The following is a 21,458-nucleotide window of genomic DNA, read 5'->3' on the forward strand; positions in this document are numbered from 1 at the left end:
AATAAAGGTTTGTCTAAGAAACGCGCCACCCTTTGTAAAGTTTACGTACAAACTTGAAGCACTACTTCTATTAGGTAACACTATGAATTTCACCTTCTTAGGCACCGGCGGCGCATTTGACACAGACTACGGAAACTCTGCCGCCCTTGTCTCCTTTAAAGAAAGCACCATTCTATTGGATTGCGGTTTTACGGTATACCCCACCCTGCGCCAGCACCAATTGACGCGTACCCTGGACTATATCATGATCACGCACCTGCACAATGACCATACTGGCAGCCTGGCCAATGTCTTGCTGCACTGCCACTACTATAACAAAGGCTGTAGGCCTACCATTCTGTACCCAGATGATGATTTCAGGAGCGAGCTGTATGAGTTTTTACGGCTGCAGCTGCAGAAGCCAGAGAAGTTTGCCGAGTTTCTTCCTATTTCTGAGATGCCGGGCATTACGGCGGTAGACACCTTTGGCCAGCACGCCGAAAACTACCAGACCTACGCCTACATCTTTGAGGACAGTACCAACCGCATTGTCTACTCAGGAGACCTGGGCCAGCCCGAGGCCCTCTTCTCCCACATCAGAAGCCTGCCACCGCGCCCCACCTGCATCTACCATGACATCACGTTTAATGAGCAGAACACGGCGCACACGTATTACAAAAAATTGATTCCGCTGGTGGGCGACTACAAGCTGTACGGCTACCACTGTGATCCTACCAAAAATCCCCAGGACAATCCCTTTCCTTTGGTCTATCACCAGTCCAGCCTGATGCTGGCGCCCTACCAGCCCCAGTACAGCAACCCCGTTTAACCATTCGTTTTTGGCTTGTTTTCAGCAAAACAGGCCAAAAACGAAATCCAACCTGCTTCCTGCTTCTATTCAGGGAGAGCCGGCGCGACCGTTCTGGCTTTTTCTGCCATAGGTATGTTCCCCGGAAGCCTTATCTTGCGTCTGTTACTAGTGACCTCTATGCCCTATTCCTTTGCCCTTGACCCTGAACGCACCCATTTCAGGAAGAACCTTTTGTTGATTGTGTATGTGCTGGTTTTCCTGGGTTACTGGGCCTACACCGGCTTTAACACCCCAGACCTCAAGAACTGGTGGCTGGAGAACACGCTCACTTTTTCAGCCATTATTCTGTTGGCGGCGTTTTACCGGCACTTTCAGTTCTCAGACTTCAGCTATACCTGCATGTTCCTGTTCTTAATGCTGCACGTGTACGGGAGCCAGTACACCTACTCAGAAAATCCGTTTGGATATTGGGTGAAGGATGAATTGGGCCTGGCGCGCAACCATTATGACCGGCTGGTCCACTTCGGGTTTGGGTTTCTGCTGGCCTACCCCATGTATGAGGTCTTCAGGCATTTGACCAAGATGCGTCCTTTGTTTGCCTTCCTGCTGCCCATTGAGCTGACCATTAGCATGGGAGCCTTCTATGAACTGATTGAGTGGGCCGTGGCCGATGTCTTTTTCCCGGCGCAAGGCATGGCCTACCTGGGCACCCAGGGCGATGTTTGGGACGCGCAGAAAGACATTGCCATAGCCATGCTGGGGGCGGCCATCACCATGGGATCCGTTTTCCTGGGCAGTAGATTCTCTACTAAATAAAAGCCTCCGTTTTTGGCCTGTTTTCTGTAAAATAGGCCAAAAACGGAGGCTTCCCAATCTTTGCCAGATACGTGCTAATCTGGCTTCACTTTCACATCGCCGGGTTCCATCTTCACCTTCCCTTTGGGCGTCTCAATCTTGGTTTCTTCCTGGTTGATGTTGATTTTCACCTTGCCGGCCACGTATTTCACTTCTTTGGCGGCGCGCTTGTAGTAGTACTGGCGGGTGGTCCAATACCGGCGCACTTCTTCCAAACTCATCTGGCTTGACCTTCTGGCATCTCTGGCCAAAGAACGTTGCAACGAAGCCCTACTTGGTTTGCGGTAAACGGCAGCCACGGTGCGCTTAGAAGGCGTGGTCTTCGTCTCCGTTTTCACGGTAGCGCTGGTGGTGGTTGTTTTCCGGTCGGTTTCTGTAACGGTCCCCGGCGCACTGGTAGCGCCAGACGTGGCGGTTCCGCGGGCATTAGACTCGTCCTCTCCTCTTTCTGCTCTGGGAATGTAGGCCATGTCTTCCTCTGGCCACTCAGAGGCGTAGGTATTGTAGGTGCTGTCATCGCCGGTGTAGGCTGTGCCGGTGGTGTCCACATCTGCTGAGTCTGGAGAGAACACCAGGGTGTCTTCCACGGTGGTCTGAGGCAGATCGGCGCGGGCTTCTTCAGTCTTCACTTTCTCACAAGCGCCCAGGGTAAGGCCAAGTAGCAGGATGCCCAAAGGCTGTATGTTCATTTTCATAGTTTTGTGCAATTGGTGAATACCCCTCAAACGGGCAAACGGCGCAGGGGTTGGGTTGGGCCTGGCGCAAAAAAAAGAAGGCTGGCCTTTGCAGGCCAGCCTTCTCAAGCATTTAAAGCACTAGGTGCTTAGTATTTCACTTCGCCACGCTCAGCGGCTTTCTTCAATTCTTCGCTTGCAAAGATGGCCACCTCTACACGACGGTTCTGCTGACGGCCAGCAGCGGTAGAGTTGTCAGCGATTGGCTGAGTTGAACCATAACCACGGGTCTGGATGCGGCTAGACTCTACGCCCAATGAAGTAGCATAGTTGGCCACGGCCTGTGCTCTACGCTCAGAAAGCGGTTGGTTGATGGCATCTGTACCGGTGTTATCCGCGTGTCCTTCTACCAATACGTTGGTGCCTGGGTATTTCTTAAGCGTCTCGGCTAATTTAGCGATGTCTGCTCTAGAAGAAGCTTGCAGTTCTGCAGAGTTGGTAGCGAATAAAAGACCAGCGTCAAAGGTTACTTTGATACCTTCGCCTACGCGCTCTACCTGGGCGTTTTTCATTTCACGCTCCAATTCTTCGGCCTGCTTGTCCATTCTACGACCAATGATAGCACCAGTGGCACCACCTGCCGCCGCACCAATGATAGCGCCACGAGCCGTGTTACCAGTGGCCTTACCAATGATACCACCAATGATGGCACCAGAACCGGCCCCAATGATACCGCCTTTGGCAGTCTTGCTCATTCCTTTATTTTGAGTAGTACCAGTTGAGGTACCAGCGGTTTCGCTTGATTTACAAGAAGCGAATAGTAAGCTTCCGGCTAACATGGCGGTGAATGTTCCTTTTAAGATTTTCATAGTGTTTTTCTTTTTAATGAATGATGTAAAGAATGATTAAGGTCTTCAGCATCGGACATACATACTCATTTCCGGCTAAAATGTTCAGTATAGTTCCAAAACTATATTACCTAATGTAATAATCGTGCCAATTTAGAAAAATATGAAAGCACCGGGGCCCGTTTAATCATCTTAAACGGGCCCCGGTGCTTTCATATTTGAATACTAGTCTATTTTGAGGCTGATTTTTTAGCAGTTTTTTCTTTGAGAGGCGCTGTTTCAGGTGCCAACATGGCAATAAGCTGCGCCACGCGGTCTTTCAGGGCCTTGCGGTGCACAATGAAATCCAGGAAACCATGCTCTAGCACAAACTCTGCGCTCTGGAAACCCTTAGGCAGGTCTTTGCCAATGGTTTCTTTGATTACGCGCGGGCCGGCAAAGCCAATCAAAGCGCCCGGCTCAGAGATGTTGAAATCACCCAGCATGGCATAAGAAGCCGTCACGCCACCCGTGGTGGGGTCTGTTAACAAAGAGATGTAGGGTATCTTAGCTTCAGACAGCAACGCCAGTTTGGCAGAGGTCTTGGCCATTTGCATGAGGGAGAAACCCGCCTCCATCATACGCGCGCCCCCAGACTTGGAAATCATCATGAACGGGATGTTGTGCTGGCGGCTGTAGTCAATGGCACGGGAAATCTTCTCTCCTACCACAGAACCCATGGAACCGCCAATGAAGTTGAAGTCCATACAGGCCACAACCAAGTCCAGGCCGTTGGCTTTCCCATGGGCAGTGCGTACGGCGTCTTTCAGATTGGTTTTGCGCTGGGTGGCCTTGATGCGGTCTGGGTAAGCTTTGGTGTCTACAAAGTGCAAGGGATCGCCTGAGCTCAGGTTCTCATCCAGTTCTGTGAACGCGTTGCCATCAAACAAAATCTCAAAGTACTCTTGTGAGTTGATGCGGTCATGGTGGTCACACTTGGGGCAGGTGTACAGGTTTTGTCTATGCTCTGCCTTGCTGGTCACGGCCTTGCACTCGGGGCATTTGTGCCATAACCCGTCTGGGGTCTCTTTTTTGAGCTCCGTTGGGGTAACGATGCCTTTTTCTACTCTTCTAAACCAAGACATAGTGTATTTGTAAGGTTCTTTTCAACAATGAAGCTTTGGGCCAGAAACCCACTTGTGATTTCTAAAGCTTGCAAAGATAAAAAAGAAAAGGTAGCGCCCTACTCTGTTGCAGCAGAATACACGCCACCTCTTCCTATTTGTAGTTGGGTCTGTCAGGCAACAGTAATCTCCTGTGCCAGGTACACGTCCTGAATGGCATTCAACAGCCGTACGCCCTCTTTCATGTCTTTCTGGAAGGACTTTCTGCCCGAAATGAGTCCCATGCCGCCGGCCCGCTTGTTAATGATGGCCGTGCGCACGGCGTCTGATAAATCAGATTCTCCCTTAGACTCCCCTCCTGAGTTGATGAGGCCCGCGCGGCCCATGTAGCAGTTGGCCACCTGGTAGCGCGTTAAGTCAATGGGGTGGTCTGTGGTGAGTTCTGAGTACATTTTGGGATGGCTCTTGGCAAAGTTGATGGCCGTAAACCCGCCGTTGTTCTCTGGTAGTTTCTGCTTGATGATGTCTGCCTGGATTGTCACGCCCAAGTGGTTGGCTTGGCCGGTCAAGTCAGCGGAAACGTGATAGTCTATGCCGTCTTTCTTGAAGGCGTTGTTGCGGGTGTAGCACCAGAGAATGGTAGCCATGCCCAGTTGGTGGGCCTGCTCAAAGGCTTCGGCCACTTCTATGATCTGCCGGCTAGACTCCTCAGACCCAAAATAAATGGTAGCACCCACGGCGGCCGCTCCCAGGTTCCATGCCTCCTCCACAGACCCGAACATGATTTGATCATACTTATTGGGGTAGGTGAGCAGCTCGTTGTGGTTGATCTTAACTATAAACGGAATCCGGTGGGCATATTTTCTGCTCAGCATGGCCAAATTGCCAAACGTAGTAGCCACCGCATTACACCCTCCCTCCAAGGCTAATCTAAGAATGTTCTCCGGGTCAAAATACATAGGATTGGGCGCGAACGAGGCCCCGGCGGTATGCTCAATGCCCTGGTCTACTGGCAGAATAGACACATAACCCGTACCGGCTAGACGGCCGTTGTTGAACAACTGCCCCAGATTGCGCAATACCTGCGGCGAACGGTTAGAGTTCACGAAGATGCGTTCTATGAAATCTGGGCCGGGCAGATGGAGCATCTCCTTCGGGATGGCGGTGGCCTGGTACTGGAGAAGAGCGTCGGCGTCGGTGCCCAACAAGGAGGTAATGGTTTCTATGCTCATGGCTGAAGAAGAATATACAAAATTTAGCTCCAGATAAAATACAAACTGGTATTGTTTAAGGATAGTCCAAAGTACATACGGCAGTTGGTCGGCTCCCGTTGAAAGACAAAATCTTAAATTTTAATCAGACGTTATTTACCTGATAGAAAGAGACTTGCCCTTCTACTTCACATAATTTTACCCGTACAAGGCAATGTAGAAATTACCAGAGGCGTTACCTTTGGAGACGGTCTCAGACTAGAGAGACCCTCTTGCGTATAGGTACCTATTCGTTTGCCACCATCATTCACCTAACCCAATCCCTATGAAAAGAACACGTTTCGCCGCCTCTTCGATAGCTGTTTTATTAGCTCTCACCTCTCTTGGTTCTTGCGTTTCTTCAAAGAAATACAAAGAGCTGGAAGCCAGTAAAAACGCCTTGGAGCAAGAGAAAGCCGCTGCGCAGCGTAGTCTGGAAGAAGCCAACGCCTCTGTGCGCGACCGTGACGCCAAGCTGGCCCAATACCAACAGCAGATTGCCCAAAAAGAAAGAATCCTCAATGAGCTGCGCGCCTCTGTCAATGAAGCCTTAAAGGGTTTCCAGGAGCAGGGCCTCACCGTGAACGTGCGCGACGGCAAGGTGTACGTGACCATGCCTGAGAAACTGTTGTTTGCCACCGGAAGCACCAAGGTCAACGCCAACGGTCAGAACGCCCTGGGCAAACTGGCCAGCGCCATCAAAGGCCAGCGCGACACTGAAATTGTAGTAGAAGGCCACACCGATGACGTGGCAGTGGACCCGGCCAACGTGACCTTCAAAGACAACTGGGACCTGAGCGTACTGCGTGCCACCGAGGTAACGCGTCTCTTGATCAACAATGGCGTGGCTCCGCAGATGATTGTACCAGCCGGCCGTGGCCAGTACACGCCGTTGGCCATGACCCGCACCCCAGAGGCTCGTCAAAGCAACCGCCGTACAGAGATTATCCTGGCCCCCAACTTTGAGAAAATCCTGAACCTCTTGCAAAACGACTAAGGCCCAGGATCCTCTACACTGCTTGCAGGCCTCTGGCCCCTAAGCGAAAGAACAGCCGCGGCCCTTGGTCGGGGCTGTTCTTTTTTTAGGCTGTTTCCCAGAAAACAAGCCAAAAACGAAAATAGCCTTGGCCGCGCGGCTCAGGTTTTTATCTTTGTAGTTCTGCCCTAACCCTTTATTACCTTTAGTACTTTGCCATGATTAAAAAACCTCTACTACGCTACGCCGGCGTAGCCCTGCTAGGCACGTGCCTGTTGGGCTCCTGCACCACCACCAAGAAATACAACGCCCTGTTGGCTCAGAAAGTAAACCTTGAGCGCGAGAAGGCAGACTGTGAAACCTCCCTGGCCAAAGCCACCACAGAGCGCACAGACTTAAGCAAGCAAGTGGCAGAACTTACAGAATACCGGCAGCAATTGGCTTCAGATACCACTCAGTTGGGCAACGTGCTGCGCAAGACCCAGTCTCTGTACGCAGACCTGAGCAGCAGCTATGACAAGCTCATGAAAAACCATGACAAGCTCATGGCCAACAGCGCCCTGGAGTCTTCCAAACTCTCCAAAGACCTGAGCCGCCGCGAAGAAGAACTCAAAAAACTGAACGAGGCCCTGGCCAAAAACCGCTCCCAGGTAGACCAGCTCTCTACGGATCTTAAATCCAGAGAAGAACGCCTGAATGAACTGGAGCGCATTCTTTCTGAGAAGGACAAAGCCGTGAACGCGCTTAAAACCAAAGTAAGCAACGCCCTTTTAGGCTTCAACAGCAAAGACCTGACGGTGAATGTGCAGAACGGCAAGGTGTACGTGTCTTTGTCTGAGCAACTGTTGTTCAAGTCTGGTTCAACCAAGGTAGACGCCAAAGGCCAGGACGCGCTGCGCAAGCTAGCCAACGCCCTCAAAGACCAGAACGACGTGAACGTAGTGGTGGAAGGCCACACCGATGACGTACCGGTTTCAAAAGGCACCGTGGGCATGCAGGACAACTGGGACCTGAGCGTACTACGCGCCACCGAAATCACGCGCATCTTGACCAGCGCTGGCTTGGCCGGCACCAAAATCACGCCGTCTGGCCGCGCCGAGAACGTACCCCTGGACCCAGCCAAAACCGCCGAAGCCCGCCAGAAGAACCGCCGCACCGAGATTATTCTCACGCCAAAACTAGACGAGCTCTTCAAAATTCTGGAAGTGAATTAATCTCCTTACTTTCGGGCCGAGAGCAGGAATAAAGAGAAGACCTCGTTTTTGGGCTATTTTCCAGGAAACAGCCCAAAAACGAGGTTTCACCTTCCTAATTTATGAAAGCCTGCAAGAGGTTCAGGCACACGCAAAACATACCAAACCACCCTCCTTTGACCAAAGGAGTAATCTTACCAACATGAGCAAACTTACCATTGACAGCTTTGAGAAACTGCAGCAGTACGAGGGCCAGGAAATAGGCGTCTCTGCCTACCACACCATCACGCAGGAGCAGATTCAGAATTTTGCCGAGGCTACTTTAGACTACCAGTGGATTCACCTGGACGCCGAACGCGCCCAAACCGAGTCTCCCTTTAAAAGCACCATTGCACACGGGTATCTAACGGTCTCTCTCCTGCCCTACCTGTGGGGCCAGATCATTGAGATCCAGAACCTCAAGATGCAGGTGAACTATGAGATAGAAAGCCTGCGCTTTAACCAAGCCGTATTGGTAGACAGTGCCGTGCGCCTGCGCGTGAAACTACTTTCTGCCGTCAACCTTCGTGGCGTCATCAAAGCCCGCCTGGAAGTGACCATGGAAATTGAAGACAGCAAAAAACCAGCCTTCACGGGCGTCATCACGTTTTTGTATCACTTTAATTAAGACCCAAAAGCAAGGCGAAAGACACAAAACAAGGAACCCGTTTTTGGGCTGTTTTCTGGAAAACAGCCCAAAAACGGAACACAGAAGCATAGTCCCACTTATCTGGGATAAACAAAACGCCAGCCCCACCGGTTGGCGTTTTGTTTTCTAGCATAACTTTAGGCTTTTTGCAAGGGTACAAGCTTAGGGTATAAACCAACCAACTATGTCTTCACTTTTCACACCGCTCACCCTACGAGGCGTTCAGCTCAAAAACCGCATTGCCATCTCTCCCATGTGCCAGTATTCTTCTGAGGACGGCTTCGCCAATGACTGGCACTTGGTGCACCTGGGGAGCAGAGCCGTGGGAGGCACTGGCTTAATCATACTGGAAGCCACCGCTGTCTCGCCGGAAGGAAGGATTACCCCAGACGACCTGGGCCTCTGGAAAGACGAGCACATCCCGTTCCTGCAGCGTATTGCCAGTTTTCTGCATAGCCAGGGTGCTGTAGCCGGCATTCAGTTGGCCCACGCCGGCCGCAAGGCCAGCCACCAGTCTCCCTGGAAAGGCGCTTCCGCCATTCCAGCTCACGCCGAAAACGGTTGGCAAACGGTGGCCCCTAGCGCGGTGCCGTTTTTAGAGAGTGAACCAGCGCCCCAACAACTTGACCAAGCCGGCATTGACAAGGTGATTGCAGATTTTAAAGCCGCCGCCCAACGGGCCCTTGCCGCTGGGTTCAAGGTGATTGAATTGCATGGCGCCCACGGCTACCTCCTCCACGAGTTCCTGTCACCAATCAGCAACCAGCGCACTGACCAGTACGGCGGTTCTTTTGAGAACAGAACCAGGCTGTTGTTAGAAGTGACCCAGGCAGTGCGCACCGTTTGGCCAGAAGACTACCCCTTGCTGGTGCGTCTCTCGGCCACAGACTGGACCGAAGGCGGCTGGACGCTAGAGGATTCCATTGCGCTGGCTAAAATCCTGAAAGACCATGGCGTAGACTTGATTGACTGTTCCACGGGTGGCAACGTGCCCAAAGCCCCTATCCCGGTGGGACCGCTGTACCAATTGCCGTTTGCCGAGCAAATCAAAAAAGAAGCCGGCATCATGACCGGAGCCGTAGGCATCATCACCACAAGCCAGGAAGCCGAAGACATTGTTTCCAGCGGTCAGGCAGATCTGGTTTTAATTGCGCGGCAGTCTTTGCGTGACCCTCATTTCCCGTTAAGAGCCGCCCATGAACTTGGCCAGGAAATAGATTGGCCACTGCAGTATGAACGGGCTAAGTTTAGGTAAGCTGCACCTACTTTTATTAGGAGTTCGCGTGTCGTTTTTAGCCTAATTTCTGGGAAATAGACTAAAAACGGAGCCCCATTCCAACCCTCCCCCCGTGGACAGGGACTTTTCTATTGATGCGTTTTTGGTCTGTTTTGGGGAAAATAAGCAAAAAACGGGCCTTGGCGCAGGCGCTTGCAGGTCTTGCCGCAGGCTAAGAGGTCTTTTGGAGGGATGTCTTTCAGTTGTGAGTCTTTGAAAGCCGTGCATGTTTCTTGGTTTTTAGCCTAATTTCTGGAAAATAGGCCAAAAACCAAGAAAGCGGCCTTTGGGCCGCTTTCTCATTATATTTAATTCCAAACGCAAGTCTTAGATTCTGTCTCATTTCTTGAATCTACCTTAAAACTTGAGCATGAAGTCGGTGAGGTTCTCGCTGCGGTCTAGTTCCAGCCTTTTGCGCAGGCGGTAACGGCTAATTTCTACGCCGCGCACAGAGATGTTGAGGAGCTGGGCTATGTCTTTGGTGGTGAGGTTCAGGCGAAGGTAGGTGCTCAGCTTGATTTCCTGGGGCGTGAGACAAGGGAAACGTTCCTGCAGACGGTGTATAAAATCCCCGTGCACGTGGTTGAAGTGGAGCTCAAACTGCTTCCAGTCTACCTCGCTGGTGATGTTGTGGTCAATGTTCTTGATGATGCGGTTGAGCTCATCGGCCTGGGCCGCCCTTCCTCCGTTCTTGATGATGTTCTGCAGTTCTGCCTTCACGGCGGTGAGCAGCTCGTTCTTGTTGATGAGGTGAATGGTGGAATAGGTAAGCTCGCGGTTTTTGTGATCAATCTCGGCCTGGAGCTTTTCATCCCGCAGGCGGTCTATCTCCTGTTCGCTTTGGTTGGTGATCTCGCGTATCTCAATTTCCTTCTGCCCCAGCTTTCGTTCTTTGTCCAGGATGAGGCGGCGCTTCTCTTTCTTAAACCTGCGGTCTACCTGCATGGCCACGGCCCCCACCAGCAGGCCACCCAGCAAGGCATAGAACAGAAAAGCCCAGCTACTCCTATAAAACGGCGGATGAATGACAAACTCAAACGGTTTCGCCTCGCTCAGCGTCCCGAAGATGTTTCTGGCCCGCACCCTGAAAATGTAAGTTCCCTCTGGCAGGTTGGTATACTCCTTCTCCGTTTTGTTGGTCCAGGTAGACCATCCGCCGTCAAACCCCTCCAGGTAATATTGGTACTGGGTCTTTTCTGGCTGCTCATAAAAGGAAGATGCGTACACAAACCGCAGAGAGTTAAACGCATATTTCCAGTCAGTGTCCTGGGCGCGGTCCAGTAGCCGTCCTGTGTACAAGAGAGAGTCTTTCTCACTAGCTATGCTAAACACCTGGGCCAGGCGCGTCTGAAAAGGCGCCATGCGTTTAGGTTTTGCCGCATTGTAATGGATAAAGCCGTCCTTGGCCCCAAACAACACATTGTTCAAATCCAGTATTTGAATGTAGCTGAGGTCATCATTGAGCTGGTCCTGAATGTTTTTGAAAAGCTTGTCTTCCATGGTGGGCTTACCAAACTTATCCAGGGAAATCTTGCCCACCCGCTGGTTGGAGATGAAGTAAATGTTGCCCTGTATGTCTTCTTCCATCTCCACTACGTGCTCATCTGGCGCAAACAAAGAAGAATAGAACTTGTCCAGCACAAAGCGATTGGTAGCCTTGTTGAATTTGTAGACGCCGCTCAGGGCCGGGAAGATCAATTCATTGTTGATCTTCTCCATGTTGATGAGCTGGTCAGAAGGAAACCCATTTTTGGAATTGTAGAACTGTACTTTAATGATTCGCTCATAGGCGGCATCAAACGTGACCCTGAAGATGCCCTTATAGCCGTGGGCCATCCAGAGGTCGCCGTCCCGGTCAAACTCCAACACCCTGGAAGACTCATCCAGGCCTTTGAATTTCTGCAGAAATTTTAGCCCTTCAGGTGTTGAAGAAAGTAGACTAATGCCATAGTAAGAGCCAGACACCAACCTGTTAGGCTGGTTGGGCACCTGCACAAACTCCCAGGCACCGCCTAAAGGATAAATAAGTTGGGCTTTGTTGTCTTTGATTAAGAAGGGTCCGTTGTGGTGCGCCATGAGCAACTGCCCACCAATATGGTCCAGGTGATACACCTGCCCCGTGCTCTGGGGCACCAGCGTAAATCGTTTCTTGCCAGAGGTGAGGTTGGTCACATACAAGCCGCTGTTGGTACCCACATACAGAGAGTTGTCCTTTTGCATGGCTGCATAGCCCGTGCCGGCCAACCCCAGCGTACCGTCCAGCTTACTAAAAGGAGAGCTTAGTTCTACCATAGCCAGACCGTTGTTCAAGCCTAACCAGAGGTTGTCCTGGGTGTCTTGGTAGAGGGTGTGAATGGTATTGTCTAAAAGGCCGTCCTGCACGGCGGTGTGCAAGACCAACTTCCCTTGGTTGTCAATGACCACCAGTCCCTTGTTCTGGGTACCCAAGGCAAAATTACCATCTTTTAAAAGGACAGCCTGGTTGATGACCAGTTCTTGGCAGGCAGTTGTTTCTTGTAACAGAAACGGGGCCACTTGTTGCCCGTCATAAAGGTATAATCCCTCTTTGATGGTGACAATCAAGAGTCGGTTTTTGTCATAGGGCAATACAGAGGCTATCTGCTTTTGCGCGAAGAACTCCCCACCAGGCAACAACTGGAGCTGGTTGTTCTCCAGCAGGGAAAGACCTTGGTTCCAGGCCAGGATGTACAGGTTCTTGTTTGCCTGGAAGCTGAATTCCAAAGGCCCCTTGGTTCTGATCACCTGTACCTTCTGGCCAGGGGTGTATTGGTAGATGTTCTTGAACGTAAAGAAATAGATGCGGCCAGACTGCTCATAGATGCGCCACACCTCATCCAAGTTCCGGTCTTTGGTGGGTAGGCTGTCTGCTAAAGATTTGTAGGTAAGGATGCCGGCCTGGTCAGGTTCAAAGTATCCAAAATCGCCTTGGCTGCCCACGTACACCCGCCCCTGTTTGCCCACAAATACGGAGCGAACCTTGGTGCCGGACTTGACGGAGTAGATGTTCCAGGTGGCTCCGTCAAACTCCAGTAGCCCGAAGTTATTGGCCACGTACAGCAGCTCTCTGTCATCTTGCACAATGCCCCAGCTCTGGATACCGCCTTTGAATTCTTCTGGCTTGAAGTTACGGATGACCGGATTGCCAAAGAAGTAATCCTGCGCCTGGACTGTTGTAGTCAGGCACAAGAAACAAAGCAGCAAAAAAGCCCTACAAAGTGGTTGGAAGCCCATGTTCAAATATACAAATCTGATAGCAGGCTATCAATACTGCGTGATGTAATTAACAAAAACACATTTTACTAATTCTTTTTTACCAAAAACGCATTTACACCACTCTAATGAGGTTTTACCTAAGGTTGTAGTAGTACTGATGTAGTGCTTGAGAGCCTTTGATGTAGTATTGATGTAGTCAAAATTTAGGTAAGAGGGTCCTACTCAGCTACTTTTAGGCATGCTTAACGCTACCACCTAACCTAATCTAACACATGAAGAAAAATCTACTTTTTTTCCTCTTATTCCATTTGTGTGGGATTGCCTTTGCGCAGACCACTATCACTGGACGCGTCACCTCTGCGGCGGGCGGTGAGCCATTGCCTGGAGTAAGTGTGGTGATCAAAGGCACTACCAACGGCACCTCTACCGATGCAGAGGGACGCTATCAGATTCAAGCACCTGGCACAGGCGGCACCTTAGTCTTCTCTTACATAGGATTTGTCTCCAAAGAAGAAGCCATCAATGGAAGAACTACTATCAACATGGGCTTACAGGAAGACGCCAGAGCCTTGCAAGAAGTAGTGGTGGTAGGGTATGGCACTCAGTTACGAAGAGAAGTGTCAACGGCTATCTCCTCTGTTTCTACGGAAGAAATCACTCAAACCCCTGTAACCAGAATAGAGCAGGCCCTACAAGGTCGCGTAGCCGGTGTGCAGGCCACCAACATTTCTGGTCAGCCCGGCGATGCACCAACCATCAGAATAAGGGGGATTGGTTCAACGGGTAATTCTAACCCCATCTATATAGTAGATGGATTCCCGGTGGGTGGCATTGACTATTTGAACCCCGGTGATATTGAGAAAATAGACATTTTAAAGGATGCGGCTTCGGCAGCCATCTATGGAGCCAGAGGCGGAAACGGGGTGGTGATCATCACCACCAAGCAAGGCAAGAGAGACGGCAAGATGACGGTTTCTTATGACGGCTATTACGGCGTTCAGAACCCTTGGAGGAGATTAGAGCTGTTGAACGGGCGTGAATACGCTACTTTGATGAATGAAGGTGCCGCTAACGCAGGCCTTACGCCTCCTTTCACAGACCCAAGCCAGTACGGTGAAGGCACAGACTGGCAGGACGCCATCTTCGAAAAAAACGCTCCCATCCAAAACCACCAATTAACCATCAATGGCGGTAGCGAGAAGTCTGGCTACTCAGCGGCTTTCTCTTATTTTGACCAAGACGGCATTGTGGGCGGTGACAAGTCCAACTTCCAGCGCTACACTGCTAGAATTAACGCAGACAACCAGGTAAAGAGCTTCCTGAAAATTGGTACTAATCTGGCATACACCCACATTAAGAGACGGTCTTTTGATGCCAACCAGGAGTTTGGCGGTATTCTGAGCAATGCCATCAATATGGACCCGCTCACGCCTGTGTTTGAAACCGATCCGGCCAAGTTGGCACAGAGTCAGTACACCTTAAACCCGGTGGTAAGAGACGGAAACGGAAACGTGTTTGCCATTTCTCCTTATGCCTCACAAGAAATTGTGAACCCATTGGCCCGCCTGCAGGTCATGAACGGACTTACCAACGTAGACAAATTTGTAGGTAACGCCATGGCTGAATTAAAACTGCTGGACGGTCTTACCTTCCATTCTACGTTGGGCATTGACCTGGCCTTTGTGGTAGGCAGCAACTACAATCCCATCTTCTATTTGAATGCAGCTCAGTACAACCCTAATTCACTAGTATCCAGAAGCACGGACAGGTACTACACATGGCAGGCTGAAAACTATGCTACCTACAAAAAAGGCTTTGGAGAGCATAACCTAGAAGTAACAGTTGGTACATCTGCCTTGAAGGACCGTGGAGAAGGTTTGTTTGGCTCAAACACTGGGTTAGTTACCAGTGATCCTACCATGGCTTATCTCAACCTGGCGGTAAATGCGGGTACGGCCGTAGCACAAGGTGGTGCCTATGAGCATGCTATCCTCTCTTTCTTTGGAAGAGCCAATTACAACTACAAGGGGAAATACCTTTTATCTGCCACGGTTAGAAGAGATGGCTCTTCCAGATTTGGTAGAGACAATAGATTTGCCACTTTCCCTTCGTTCTCAGCGGGCTGGGTACTGTCAGATGAATCTTTCTTTCCAGAGACCAACACCATTTCTCTTGCTAAACTTCGTGCTTCTTGGGGACAAAATGGGAATGAACAAATTGGAGGCCCTTACCCTTGGGCGGCGCAGATTGGTGTAGGCAGAGGTTACACTTTCTATAATCCAGGTGCCAAAGGCTATACCAGCGGTGCTGGGGCTGTGGCCATAGCCAACACAGAGCTAGGTTGGGAAGCCTCTGAGCAAACCAATATTGGTTTAGACCTAAACTTCTTCAACAACGCATTAACCTTTACCACAGACTATTATATCAAAACTACTAAAGGGCTTTTAGTCATTGCTCCCATTCCAGCTACCCCAGGAGAGAATCCGGGTCCAATCAATGGTGGGAATGTAAAAAACCAAGGAGTAGAGATGGCGCTTGGCTACCAAGGTAATGTGGGTGGGCTTGGCTATAACTTCTCCCTAAACGGTACCTACAACAAGAATGAGGTTACCGAAATCAGCAATCCAGAAGGGTTGTTAGGGCAAGTAAACATCTCAACCTATGGTCCTGCTAACAGGACAGCAGTTGGCTTACCGGTAGGTGCCTTCTATGGGTACAAGACCGCCGGCATCTTCCAGAACCAAACGCAGGTAGACGCACAAGAATTGCAACCAGACGCAGTACCTGGCGATGTGATCTTTGTGGATGTGAACAAGGACGGCAAGTTTGACACTAATGACCGTACATATTTGGGCAATCCTACCCCTAAGTTCACCACTGGCTTTAACATGGGTTTTGATTTCAAGAATTTTGACATCAGTGCCTTCTTCTACGGAGCCTTTGGTCATAAAATCTTTAACGGCACCCGCCGCTATGACTTGGTGTACTCCAATACTCAGTCAAGAGCGCTTAACCGCTGGACCGGTGAAAACAGCACCAATGAGTTCCCAAGATTCACCTTTAATGACACGAACGGCAACTATAAGAACATCTCTGACTTGTATATAGAGGACGGGGACTTCGTGCGCTTGAAGACTTTACAATTAGGCTACAACCTGCCAGGGACGCTTTTAACCAAGATACACATGCAGAAACTGCGCGTGTATGTGTCAGCAGACAATTTGATCACGCTCACAGACTATTCTGGTTTTGACCCTGAAATTGGTGCCCGTGGCGCCATTGACATAGGAATTGACAGAGGCGTGTATCCGCAGGCCAAAACATTCAGATTAGGTTTTAATGCCACTTTCTAAGACTGAACCCATGAAGACTATTCGTAAAAACACTTCAAAATATTTAGTTCTGGGTCTGCTAGCGTTTGGCTCGGCCAGCTGTGACAGCTTCCTGGACCTGACGCCCATTGACCAACGCACCACTGACAACTTCTATAAGACAGAAGCAGATGCCACTGAAGCCCTTGTTGGAATTTATGACGTCCTTCAGTGGAACACGGTGAAGGGCTTTCACCCTACCCCCATGCTCCTGGATGTGGCTTCAGATGATGCCTACGCAGGTGGAGGAAACCGCACAGACATTGTGAATATTCAGGAAATGGACTTTCACAAAATTCTACCTAACAATCCAGAGGTACAGGGCCTTTATAAGAAGCACTACTTTGGTATTTCCAGAGCCAATACCCTACTAGAAAAGATTGAAGGGGTAGATGCCTCTGAGAACTTTAAGAAAGTAACCATTGCTGAGGCCAAGTTCCTACGCGCTCATTTTTACCTGGACCTTGTGCGCTTCTTTGAGAACGTTCCGCTGGTGCTCAAGTCTTTGTCACCTAGTGAGTACAACCAACCTCAGGCCACACCTAAAGCGGTGTATGACCAGATTGCCAAGGACCTGGAAGAAGCCATTGTAGACCTGCCTGCCACTACCTTGACAAGCAGCAAAGGCAGGGCCACCAAATGGGCCGCAAAAGCGTTGCTAGCCAGAACGTACTTGTTCTACAAAGGCGTGTACGGTCAGGAACTGCAAGCCGGTTCCACCACTGTCAATGGAGCAAGAGCGTTAACGCATTTACAGGATATCATCAATAACAGCGGCCATGACTTGATGGCCAACTATGGTGACATCTTTAAAAGAGCCAGCGAGTTTGGGATAGAGTCCGTCTGGGAGATTTCCTACTCAGATGAAAACCCTTGGTGGGACTGGGGCTACATTCACGGTGGTGAGGGCAACATGCAACCTCAGATGCAGGGACCGCGCATCAAGAACCCCGCCTCTGAGAATTATGTAGCCGGCTGGAGCGCTGCCACTCCCACCCAGGAGCTGTTTGATGCCTTTGGCGCCAATGACCCGAGACGCGATGCCACCATTTTGGTAGAAACCGAATTGGCTGGCGGCAAAGCCAACTTGAACATTGGCTACCAGCACACCGGGTATTTCAGTCAGAAGTATTCTACCTCTAAAGAATATGCTCCGGCCGCCGGACAACCAGAATTGAATTGGGGCAACAACTACCGCGCCATCAGATACGCAGATGTGCTCTTGATGGCCGCAGAACTGGCTTTGACCAACGGAGGCAACGCAGAGACCTATTTAACAGAGGTAAGAGCCCGCGTAGGTCTGACACCGGTTCCTGCCACTCTGGACAACATCAAGAAAGAGAGACGACTGGAATTAGCGCTGGAAGGCCATCGCTATTGGGACTTGCTGCGCTGGAACACAGCCGCTCAGGAAATTCCTACCACGCAGATAGGCCCTATGTACGTGGGAGACAACAGTGATTTTGTCATCACCTACAACGCGGCTAGAAAAGGCTTCTTCCCAATTCCACAGAGTGAGATTGACCTTTCTGGCGGTACACTTAAGCCAAACGCAGGATATTAATACATCTATTTAAAGACAGAAAAAATGAAAAGATATACAGCCTATTTGGCCACCCTGTTGCTCATGACCTTTGTCTGGAGCGGCTGCGAGGTAGATGACCCAGAACTAGCGGAGGCCCCCTCTGCTGAAATGGTTTCCTTTACCACCACACCTACCACCACCAACGCCAACATCATCAACTTTGAGTCTACCTCACCGGGCTTTAAGTCTGTGTGGGACTTTGGAGATGGGGCTACCGCTGAAGGTACCAAAGTGTCACATGGCTACCCAGTAAAAGGCAACTACACGGTAAAACTGACCATCTACACATCGGGCGGTTCTGCCACTGGCTCTAAAACCGTGACCATTGCCAATACCAACCCCAGCATGCTAAACCGTGAGGATTATAACTTCTTAACGGGCGGCGCCAACCAGTTAGAAGGCAAGACGTGGGTGATTGATAAAAACTCCCCAGGCCACCTGGGCATTGGGCCAATTGGAGGCACTACGCCAGAATGGTACACGGCTGCGCCCAATGAAAAAGCCAGCGAAGGGTATTATGATGATGAAATGACCTTCGTGTTGGGCAACACCTTGTCTTATACCTACAAAAACAATGGCAACACCTTCGCGAATGGTGACAACGCCCCTGGCATAGGAGGTACCAAAGGCGCTGACCAAACGGTCAACTACACCCCTCCTACCAACCTTACCTGGAGCATCTCTGAAGAAGGCGACAAGAAGTTCCTGATCATCTCCAATGGCGGCTTCATTGGCTATTATACCGGGGTTTCTAAGTATGAGATCCTTTCTTTAACCGAGAACGAGATGTACCTGCGCAGCGGCAGCGCCGCGGTGGCAGAACATGCCTGGTACCAAAAGCTGGTGCGCAAAGGATATGCTCCACCCAAACCGGTGAAGGAATATAAAGCCGTAGACATCGCCGATAATTTTGACACGCCGGGCACCTTTACCTGGAAGTTTGAGAACATTGGCTTCAATGAGAACTTTGACAACCCCGCGCAGCTCCCTTCCAACACGTCAGACAAGGTGGGCCGCTACGTGAGACAAGCTGGCCAGGCCAATGAGTTTGGAAACGCCAACATCCAGTTCACCCACAACCTGGACCTGACCAAGCGCCACGTGTTCAAGGTGAAGGTGTTTGTGCCTAGCTACAATGACTATACCACCATGGGCGGTGCCGAGGATTGGTCTCCAGTGAAAACGCTGCAGAAGCAACTTTCTGTGAAATTGCAAAACTCTGAACTAGGCGGCAATGCTTACACTACCCAGGCAGAAGTGATCCAGCAGGTAACCCAGTTGGACCAGTGGGTGGAGTTGACGTTTGATTTTAGCGCCCATGCGTCTAGAAAAGACTTTGACAAGATTGTGGTTCAGTTTGGCGGCGAGGCTCACTTTAACCCTGGCATCTTCTACCTGGATGATTTCCGGTTGATGCCTTAACTACCTTTTGACTCTGTAGGCCAGAGACAAACCGTTTCTGGCCTATTTTTTCTAAATCAGCCCTAAAATGCAAAAATTCAAATACTTGACCCTGTGCCTAATGATCTTCCTGGCTTTGGGTGCAAGGGCGCAGAATGCCACCTTCAATGAGCTTGTCTGGCAAGATGAGTTTGAAGGCGAAGGCGCTCCCAACCCTGCCTGGTGGAGCTATGACCTGGGCACTGGAGACGGTGGCTGGGGCAACCGCGAGTTACAGTCCTACACCAACCAATTAGCCAACGTACGGCAGTCGGGAGGCAAGCTGGTCATTGAGGCCATCAAGCAGAACGGCAACTGGACCTCGGGCCGCATAAAAACCCAAGGCAAATTCAAGTTCACGTATGGCCGCGTAGAATGGAAAGCCAAACTAGCACCCGGCGTGGGCACCTGGCCTGCCCTCTGGATGCTGGGCGAAGCGGTCACGACCAAAGGCTGGCCTGCCTGTGGTGAGATTGACGTCATGGAGTACATTGATCGTCTACCTGGCAAGATACAGGCGGCCTTGCATACCCCGTCTAGCTTTGGCAACACCCAGAACATTGGCTCCACGCAAATTCCAGATCCTACCACCGCCTTCCATATTTATGCGGCAGAATGGTCACCCACAGAGATTAAGTTTTTTGTGGACAACACCCTGTACTATACCTATGCCCCAGCAGTGAGAGACGCCAGAACCTGGCCATTTACTGAAGACCAGTTCCTGATTATGAATATTGCCGTGGGAGGGAACATGGGCAGCGAACCCAGCCTGGAAACCAACGGTCAGAAAAACGGCGTAGATCCCAACCTTTCCAGCACCCGCATGGAGGTGGAGTATGTACGCGTATACCAGACCTTCAAAGAGCTCACCCTCACAGGGCCTACCTTGGTAAAGCCATCGGCGCAAAACGTCACGTTTAAAGCCAGCCAGTTGGCCAATGCCACCTACACCTGGACCTTGCCAGACGGCGCAACTATTTTAAGTGGGCAAGGCACGGCAGAAGTGACAGTAAACTGGGGCAGAAAGTCTGGCACGGTACAAGTGCAGATGCAGCACAATGGCCAGACCTACACCAAATCCATAGAAGTAAAAACCAAGATGATACCCACGGGGAGCTCTTTCCTGATTGAAGGCTTCTCTCCGGTTCCGGCAACGCAACTAAAATCCTCTGGCGGCACCTTTGAACTAAGCCAGGCCATTGACGCCCTTAGAATCAATTACAATATTACCACGCCCAACAACCTGCCGGCGGTGGTGTATGAACTGGAATCGCCGCTGGACATGACCGACTTTCCGGTTTTGGCAGCCTCCATCAAGACGCTCAATAAAAGCAAAACCGTTTCCTTACGAATAGACCTGTTAGATGCCACCGGTAAAGTAACCGGTGGCAATCAGGTTTTTACGCTTTCACCGTTAATTGATGACGGTGACTATTACACGTACCACTTCAATTACGCCAGCGCGTTTGGCACCGGTTCTGGCCAGGTAGACCCAGCCTCCATCAGCAAGATTAGGCTGCTTGTCAATTATGGCTTGTTCGGGTCACCGGGGCAAGATTCTTTATGGGTGGATAGTTTCAGTGTTTTACCTACCATGCCCGCCACGCCAAACAGAGCCTCGCACGCCGTCGCAACTACGACGGCTTCTGGCATTACCGTGACCTGGCAAGACAATGCCGCCAATGAGCAGAACTTCAAGGTTTTCAAGAGCGCCAAGAGTAATGGAGAATACTTGGAAATAGGGTCAGTGGCTGCCAATACCAGAACGTTCACAGACCCATCCGGCACACGGGAAAGCTTTTACAAAATTCAGGCAGCCAACGCCGCCGGAGCAGCCAGTTTTTCTAACATAGCCACTGTTGCCGGCGTGATTAGCGGCCTGCCTCATGATGAAGTTCTGGCCAGACAAGTCCGTCTGTTTCCCAACCCGGCCAAGACCAGGTTCTTTCTTTCTCACCCAATCGGTCTTAAGATATCAGCCATCAGGCTTTTTTCATTAAACGGCCAAGAAGTACAGTTACCAACGTTTTCTCTCCAATCAAGAGAATCTACGGTAGAGGTAAACCTTACATCGCAATTGCCAGACGGGCTCTACCTGTGTCAAATTCAAACAGAGAAGGCCTTGCTGTACAAACGCCTTCTTATCCAGAAATAACTTTAACCCCGTTTGCGCTT

General features: G+C 50.6%; 16 protein-coding genes. 10 read left to right on the forward strand and 6 right to left on the reverse strand.

Annotated elements, in window-relative coordinates; genetic code table 11:
* Positions 1 to 82 precede the first annotated feature (82 nt).
* Together GU926_RS07990 and GU926_RS07995 are read left to right on the forward strand one after the other, a co-directional pair.
* Positions 83 to 808 (forward strand): MBL fold metallo-hydrolase, encoded by a 726-nt coding sequence (locus tag GU926_RS07990; RefSeq protein WP_160690716.1) that lies wholly within the window; start codon positions 83 to 85, stop codon positions 806 to 808.
* Positions 809 to 967: 159 nt separating this feature from the next.
* Positions 968 to 1,606 (forward strand): DUF2238 domain-containing protein, encoded by a 639-nt coding sequence (locus tag GU926_RS07995; RefSeq protein ID WP_160690718.1) that lies wholly within the window; start codon positions 968 to 970, stop codon positions 1,604 to 1,606.
* A gap of 74 nt (positions 1,607 to 1,680) precedes the next feature.
* Here the strand turns inward: GU926_RS07995 and GU926_RS08000 are convergent, their stop codons facing one another.
* The 4 genes from GU926_RS08000 to GU926_RS08015 all read right to left on the reverse strand — a co-directional run bounded on the left by GU926_RS08000 (position 1,681) and on the right by GU926_RS08015 (position 5,502).
* Positions 1,681 to 2,340: a hypothetical protein gene (locus GU926_RS08000; RefSeq protein ID WP_160690720.1), complete on the reverse strand. Its 660-nt coding sequence runs from the start codon at positions 2,338 to 2,340 to the stop codon at positions 1,681 to 1,683.
* Between the two features lie 128 nt (positions 2,341 to 2,468).
* Complete coding sequence (locus tag GU926_RS08005) at positions 2,469 to 3,188, reverse strand: OmpA family protein (protein ID WP_232058469.1); 720 nt, start codon at positions 3,186 to 3,188, stop codon at positions 2,469 to 2,471.
* A 209-nt stretch (positions 3,189 to 3,397) separates the two neighbouring features.
* A complete protein-coding gene (gene accD / locus GU926_RS08010) occupies positions 3,398 to 4,291 on the reverse strand; it encodes an acetyl-CoA carboxylase, carboxyltransferase subunit beta (RefSeq protein ID WP_160690722.1) in 894 nt (297 codons plus the stop codon).
* Between the two features lie 152 nt (positions 4,292 to 4,443).
* A complete protein-coding gene (locus tag GU926_RS08015) occupies positions 4,444 to 5,502 on the reverse strand; it encodes a class I fructose-bisphosphate aldolase (protein ID WP_160690724.1) in 1,059 nt (352 codons plus the stop codon).
* A gap of 304 nt (positions 5,503 to 5,806) precedes the next feature.
* On the opposite strand from GU926_RS08015, the gene GU926_RS08020 reads away from it, so the two are divergent.
* The 3 genes from GU926_RS08020 to GU926_RS08030 all read left to right on the forward strand — a co-directional run bounded on the left by GU926_RS08020 (position 5,807) and on the right by GU926_RS08030 (position 8,356).
* Positions 5,807 to 6,517: an OmpA/MotB family protein gene (locus tag GU926_RS08020; RefSeq protein ID WP_160690726.1), complete on the forward strand. Its 711-nt coding sequence runs from the start codon at positions 5,807 to 5,809 to the stop codon at positions 6,515 to 6,517.
* A 197-nt stretch (positions 6,518 to 6,714) separates the two neighbouring features.
* A complete protein-coding gene (locus GU926_RS08025; RefSeq protein WP_160690728.1) occupies positions 6,715 to 7,710 on the forward strand; it encodes an OmpA family protein in 996 nt (331 codons plus the stop codon).
* Positions 7,711 to 7,891: 181 nt separating this feature from the next.
* On the forward strand, positions 7,892 to 8,356 hold the full coding sequence (locus GU926_RS08030; protein WP_160690730.1) for a MaoC family dehydratase: 465 nt from the start codon (positions 7,892 to 7,894) through the stop codon (positions 8,354 to 8,356).
* Here GU926_RS08030 and GU926_RS08035 read toward each other — a convergent pair.
* Positions 8,349 to 8,510, reverse strand: coding sequence for a hypothetical protein (locus GU926_RS08035; RefSeq protein WP_160690732.1), 162 nt, complete (start codon positions 8,508 to 8,510; stop codon positions 8,349 to 8,351). The genes GU926_RS08030 and GU926_RS08035 overlap by 8 nt on opposite strands.
* Positions 8,511 to 8,561: 51 nt before the next feature.
* Between GU926_RS08035 and namA the strand changes: the two genes are divergently transcribed.
* Complete coding sequence (gene namA / locus GU926_RS08040; protein ID WP_160690734.1) at positions 8,562 to 9,632, forward strand: NADPH dehydrogenase NamA; 1,071 nt, start codon at positions 8,562 to 8,564, stop codon at positions 9,630 to 9,632.
* A gap of 378 nt (positions 9,633 to 10,010) precedes the next feature.
* Here namA and GU926_RS08045 read toward each other — a convergent pair whose 3' ends face one another.
* Complete coding sequence (locus GU926_RS08045; protein WP_160690736.1) at positions 10,011 to 12,875, reverse strand: ligand-binding sensor domain-containing protein; 2,865 nt, start codon at positions 12,873 to 12,875, stop codon at positions 10,011 to 10,013.
* 284 nt (positions 12,876 to 13,159) lie between these two features.
* On the opposite strand from GU926_RS08045, the gene GU926_RS08050 reads away from it, so the two are divergent.
* The 4 genes from GU926_RS08050 to GU926_RS08065 all read left to right on the forward strand — a co-directional run bounded on the left by GU926_RS08050 (position 13,160) and on the right by GU926_RS08065 (position 21,438).
* Positions 13,160 to 16,240, forward strand: a complete 3,081-nt coding sequence (locus GU926_RS08050) for a SusC/RagA family TonB-linked outer membrane protein (RefSeq protein WP_160690738.1) — start codon at positions 13,160 to 13,162, stop codon at positions 16,238 to 16,240.
* Positions 16,241 to 16,250: 10 nt separating this feature from the next.
* Positions 16,251 to 17,822 (forward strand): RagB/SusD family nutrient uptake outer membrane protein, encoded by a 1,572-nt coding sequence (locus tag GU926_RS08055; protein WP_160690740.1) that lies wholly within the window; start codon positions 16,251 to 16,253, stop codon positions 17,820 to 17,822.
* Between the two features lie 24 nt (positions 17,823 to 17,846).
* The gene (locus GU926_RS08060; RefSeq protein WP_160690742.1) at positions 17,847 to 19,265 is read left to right on the forward strand and encodes a PKD domain-containing protein; all 1,419 of its coding nucleotides are present in this window, start codon (positions 17,847 to 17,849) and stop codon (positions 19,263 to 19,265) included.
* A 67-nt stretch (positions 19,266 to 19,332) separates the two neighbouring features.
* A complete protein-coding gene (locus GU926_RS08065; protein ID WP_160690744.1) occupies positions 19,333 to 21,438 on the forward strand; it encodes a family 16 glycosylhydrolase in 2,106 nt (701 codons plus the stop codon).
* Positions 21,439 to 21,458: the final 20 nt, after the last annotated feature.

It is taken from the genome of Nibribacter ruber, from assembly GCF_009913235.1.
Lineage (GTDB): Bacteria > Bacteroidota > Bacteroidia > Cytophagales > Hymenobacteraceae > Nibribacter > Nibribacter ruber.

Bases quoted from the DNA above. Each gene is read 5' to 3' on its own strand.
- GU926_RS08000 (WP_160690720.1), bottom strand. From the start codon at position 2,340: ATGAAAATGAACATACAGCCTTTGGGCATCCTGCTACTTGGCCTTACC.
- GU926_RS08055 (WP_160690740.1), top strand. From the start codon at position 16,251: ATGAAGACTATTCGTAAAAACACTTCAAAATATTTAGTTCTGGGTCTG.
- GU926_RS07990 (WP_160690716.1), top strand. From the start codon at position 83: ATGAATTTCACCTTCTTAGGCACCGGCGGCGCATTTGACACAGACTAC.
- GU926_RS08030 (WP_160690730.1), top strand. From the start codon at position 7,892: ATGAGCAAACTTACCATTGACAGCTTTGAGAAACTGCAGCAGTACGAG.
- GU926_RS08005 (WP_232058469.1), bottom strand. From the start codon at position 3,188: ATGAAAATCTTAAAAGGAACATTCACCGCCATGTTAGCCGGAAGCTTA.
- GU926_RS08065 (WP_160690744.1), top strand. From the start codon at position 19,333: ATGCAAAAATTCAAATACTTGACCCTGTGCCTAATGATCTTCCTGGCT.
- GU926_RS08050 (WP_160690738.1), top strand. From the start codon at position 13,160: ATGAAGAAAAATCTACTTTTTTTCCTCTTATTCCATTTGTGTGGGATT.
- GU926_RS08025 (WP_160690728.1), top strand. From the start codon at position 6,715: ATGATTAAAAAACCTCTACTACGCTACGCCGGCGTAGCCCTGCTAGGC.
- GU926_RS08020 (WP_160690726.1), top strand. From the start codon at position 5,807: ATGAAAAGAACACGTTTCGCCGCCTCTTCGATAGCTGTTTTATTAGCT.
- GU926_RS08060 (WP_160690742.1), top strand. From the start codon at position 17,847: ATGAAAAGATATACAGCCTATTTGGCCACCCTGTTGCTCATGACCTTT.
- accD (WP_160690722.1), bottom strand. From the start codon at position 4,291: ATGTCTTGGTTTAGAAGAGTAGAAAAAGGCATCGTTACCCCAACGGAG.
- GU926_RS08035 (WP_160690732.1), bottom strand. From the start codon at position 8,510: ATGCTAGAAAACAAAACGCCAACCGGTGGGGCTGGCGTTTTGTTTATC.
- GU926_RS08015 (WP_160690724.1), bottom strand. From the start codon at position 5,502: ATGAGCATAGAAACCATTACCTCCTTGTTGGGCACCGACGCCGACGCT.
- GU926_RS07995 (WP_160690718.1), top strand. From the start codon at position 968: ATGCCCTATTCCTTTGCCCTTGACCCTGAACGCACCCATTTCAGGAAG.
- namA (WP_160690734.1), top strand. From the start codon at position 8,562: ATGTCTTCACTTTTCACACCGCTCACCCTACGAGGCGTTCAGCTCAAA.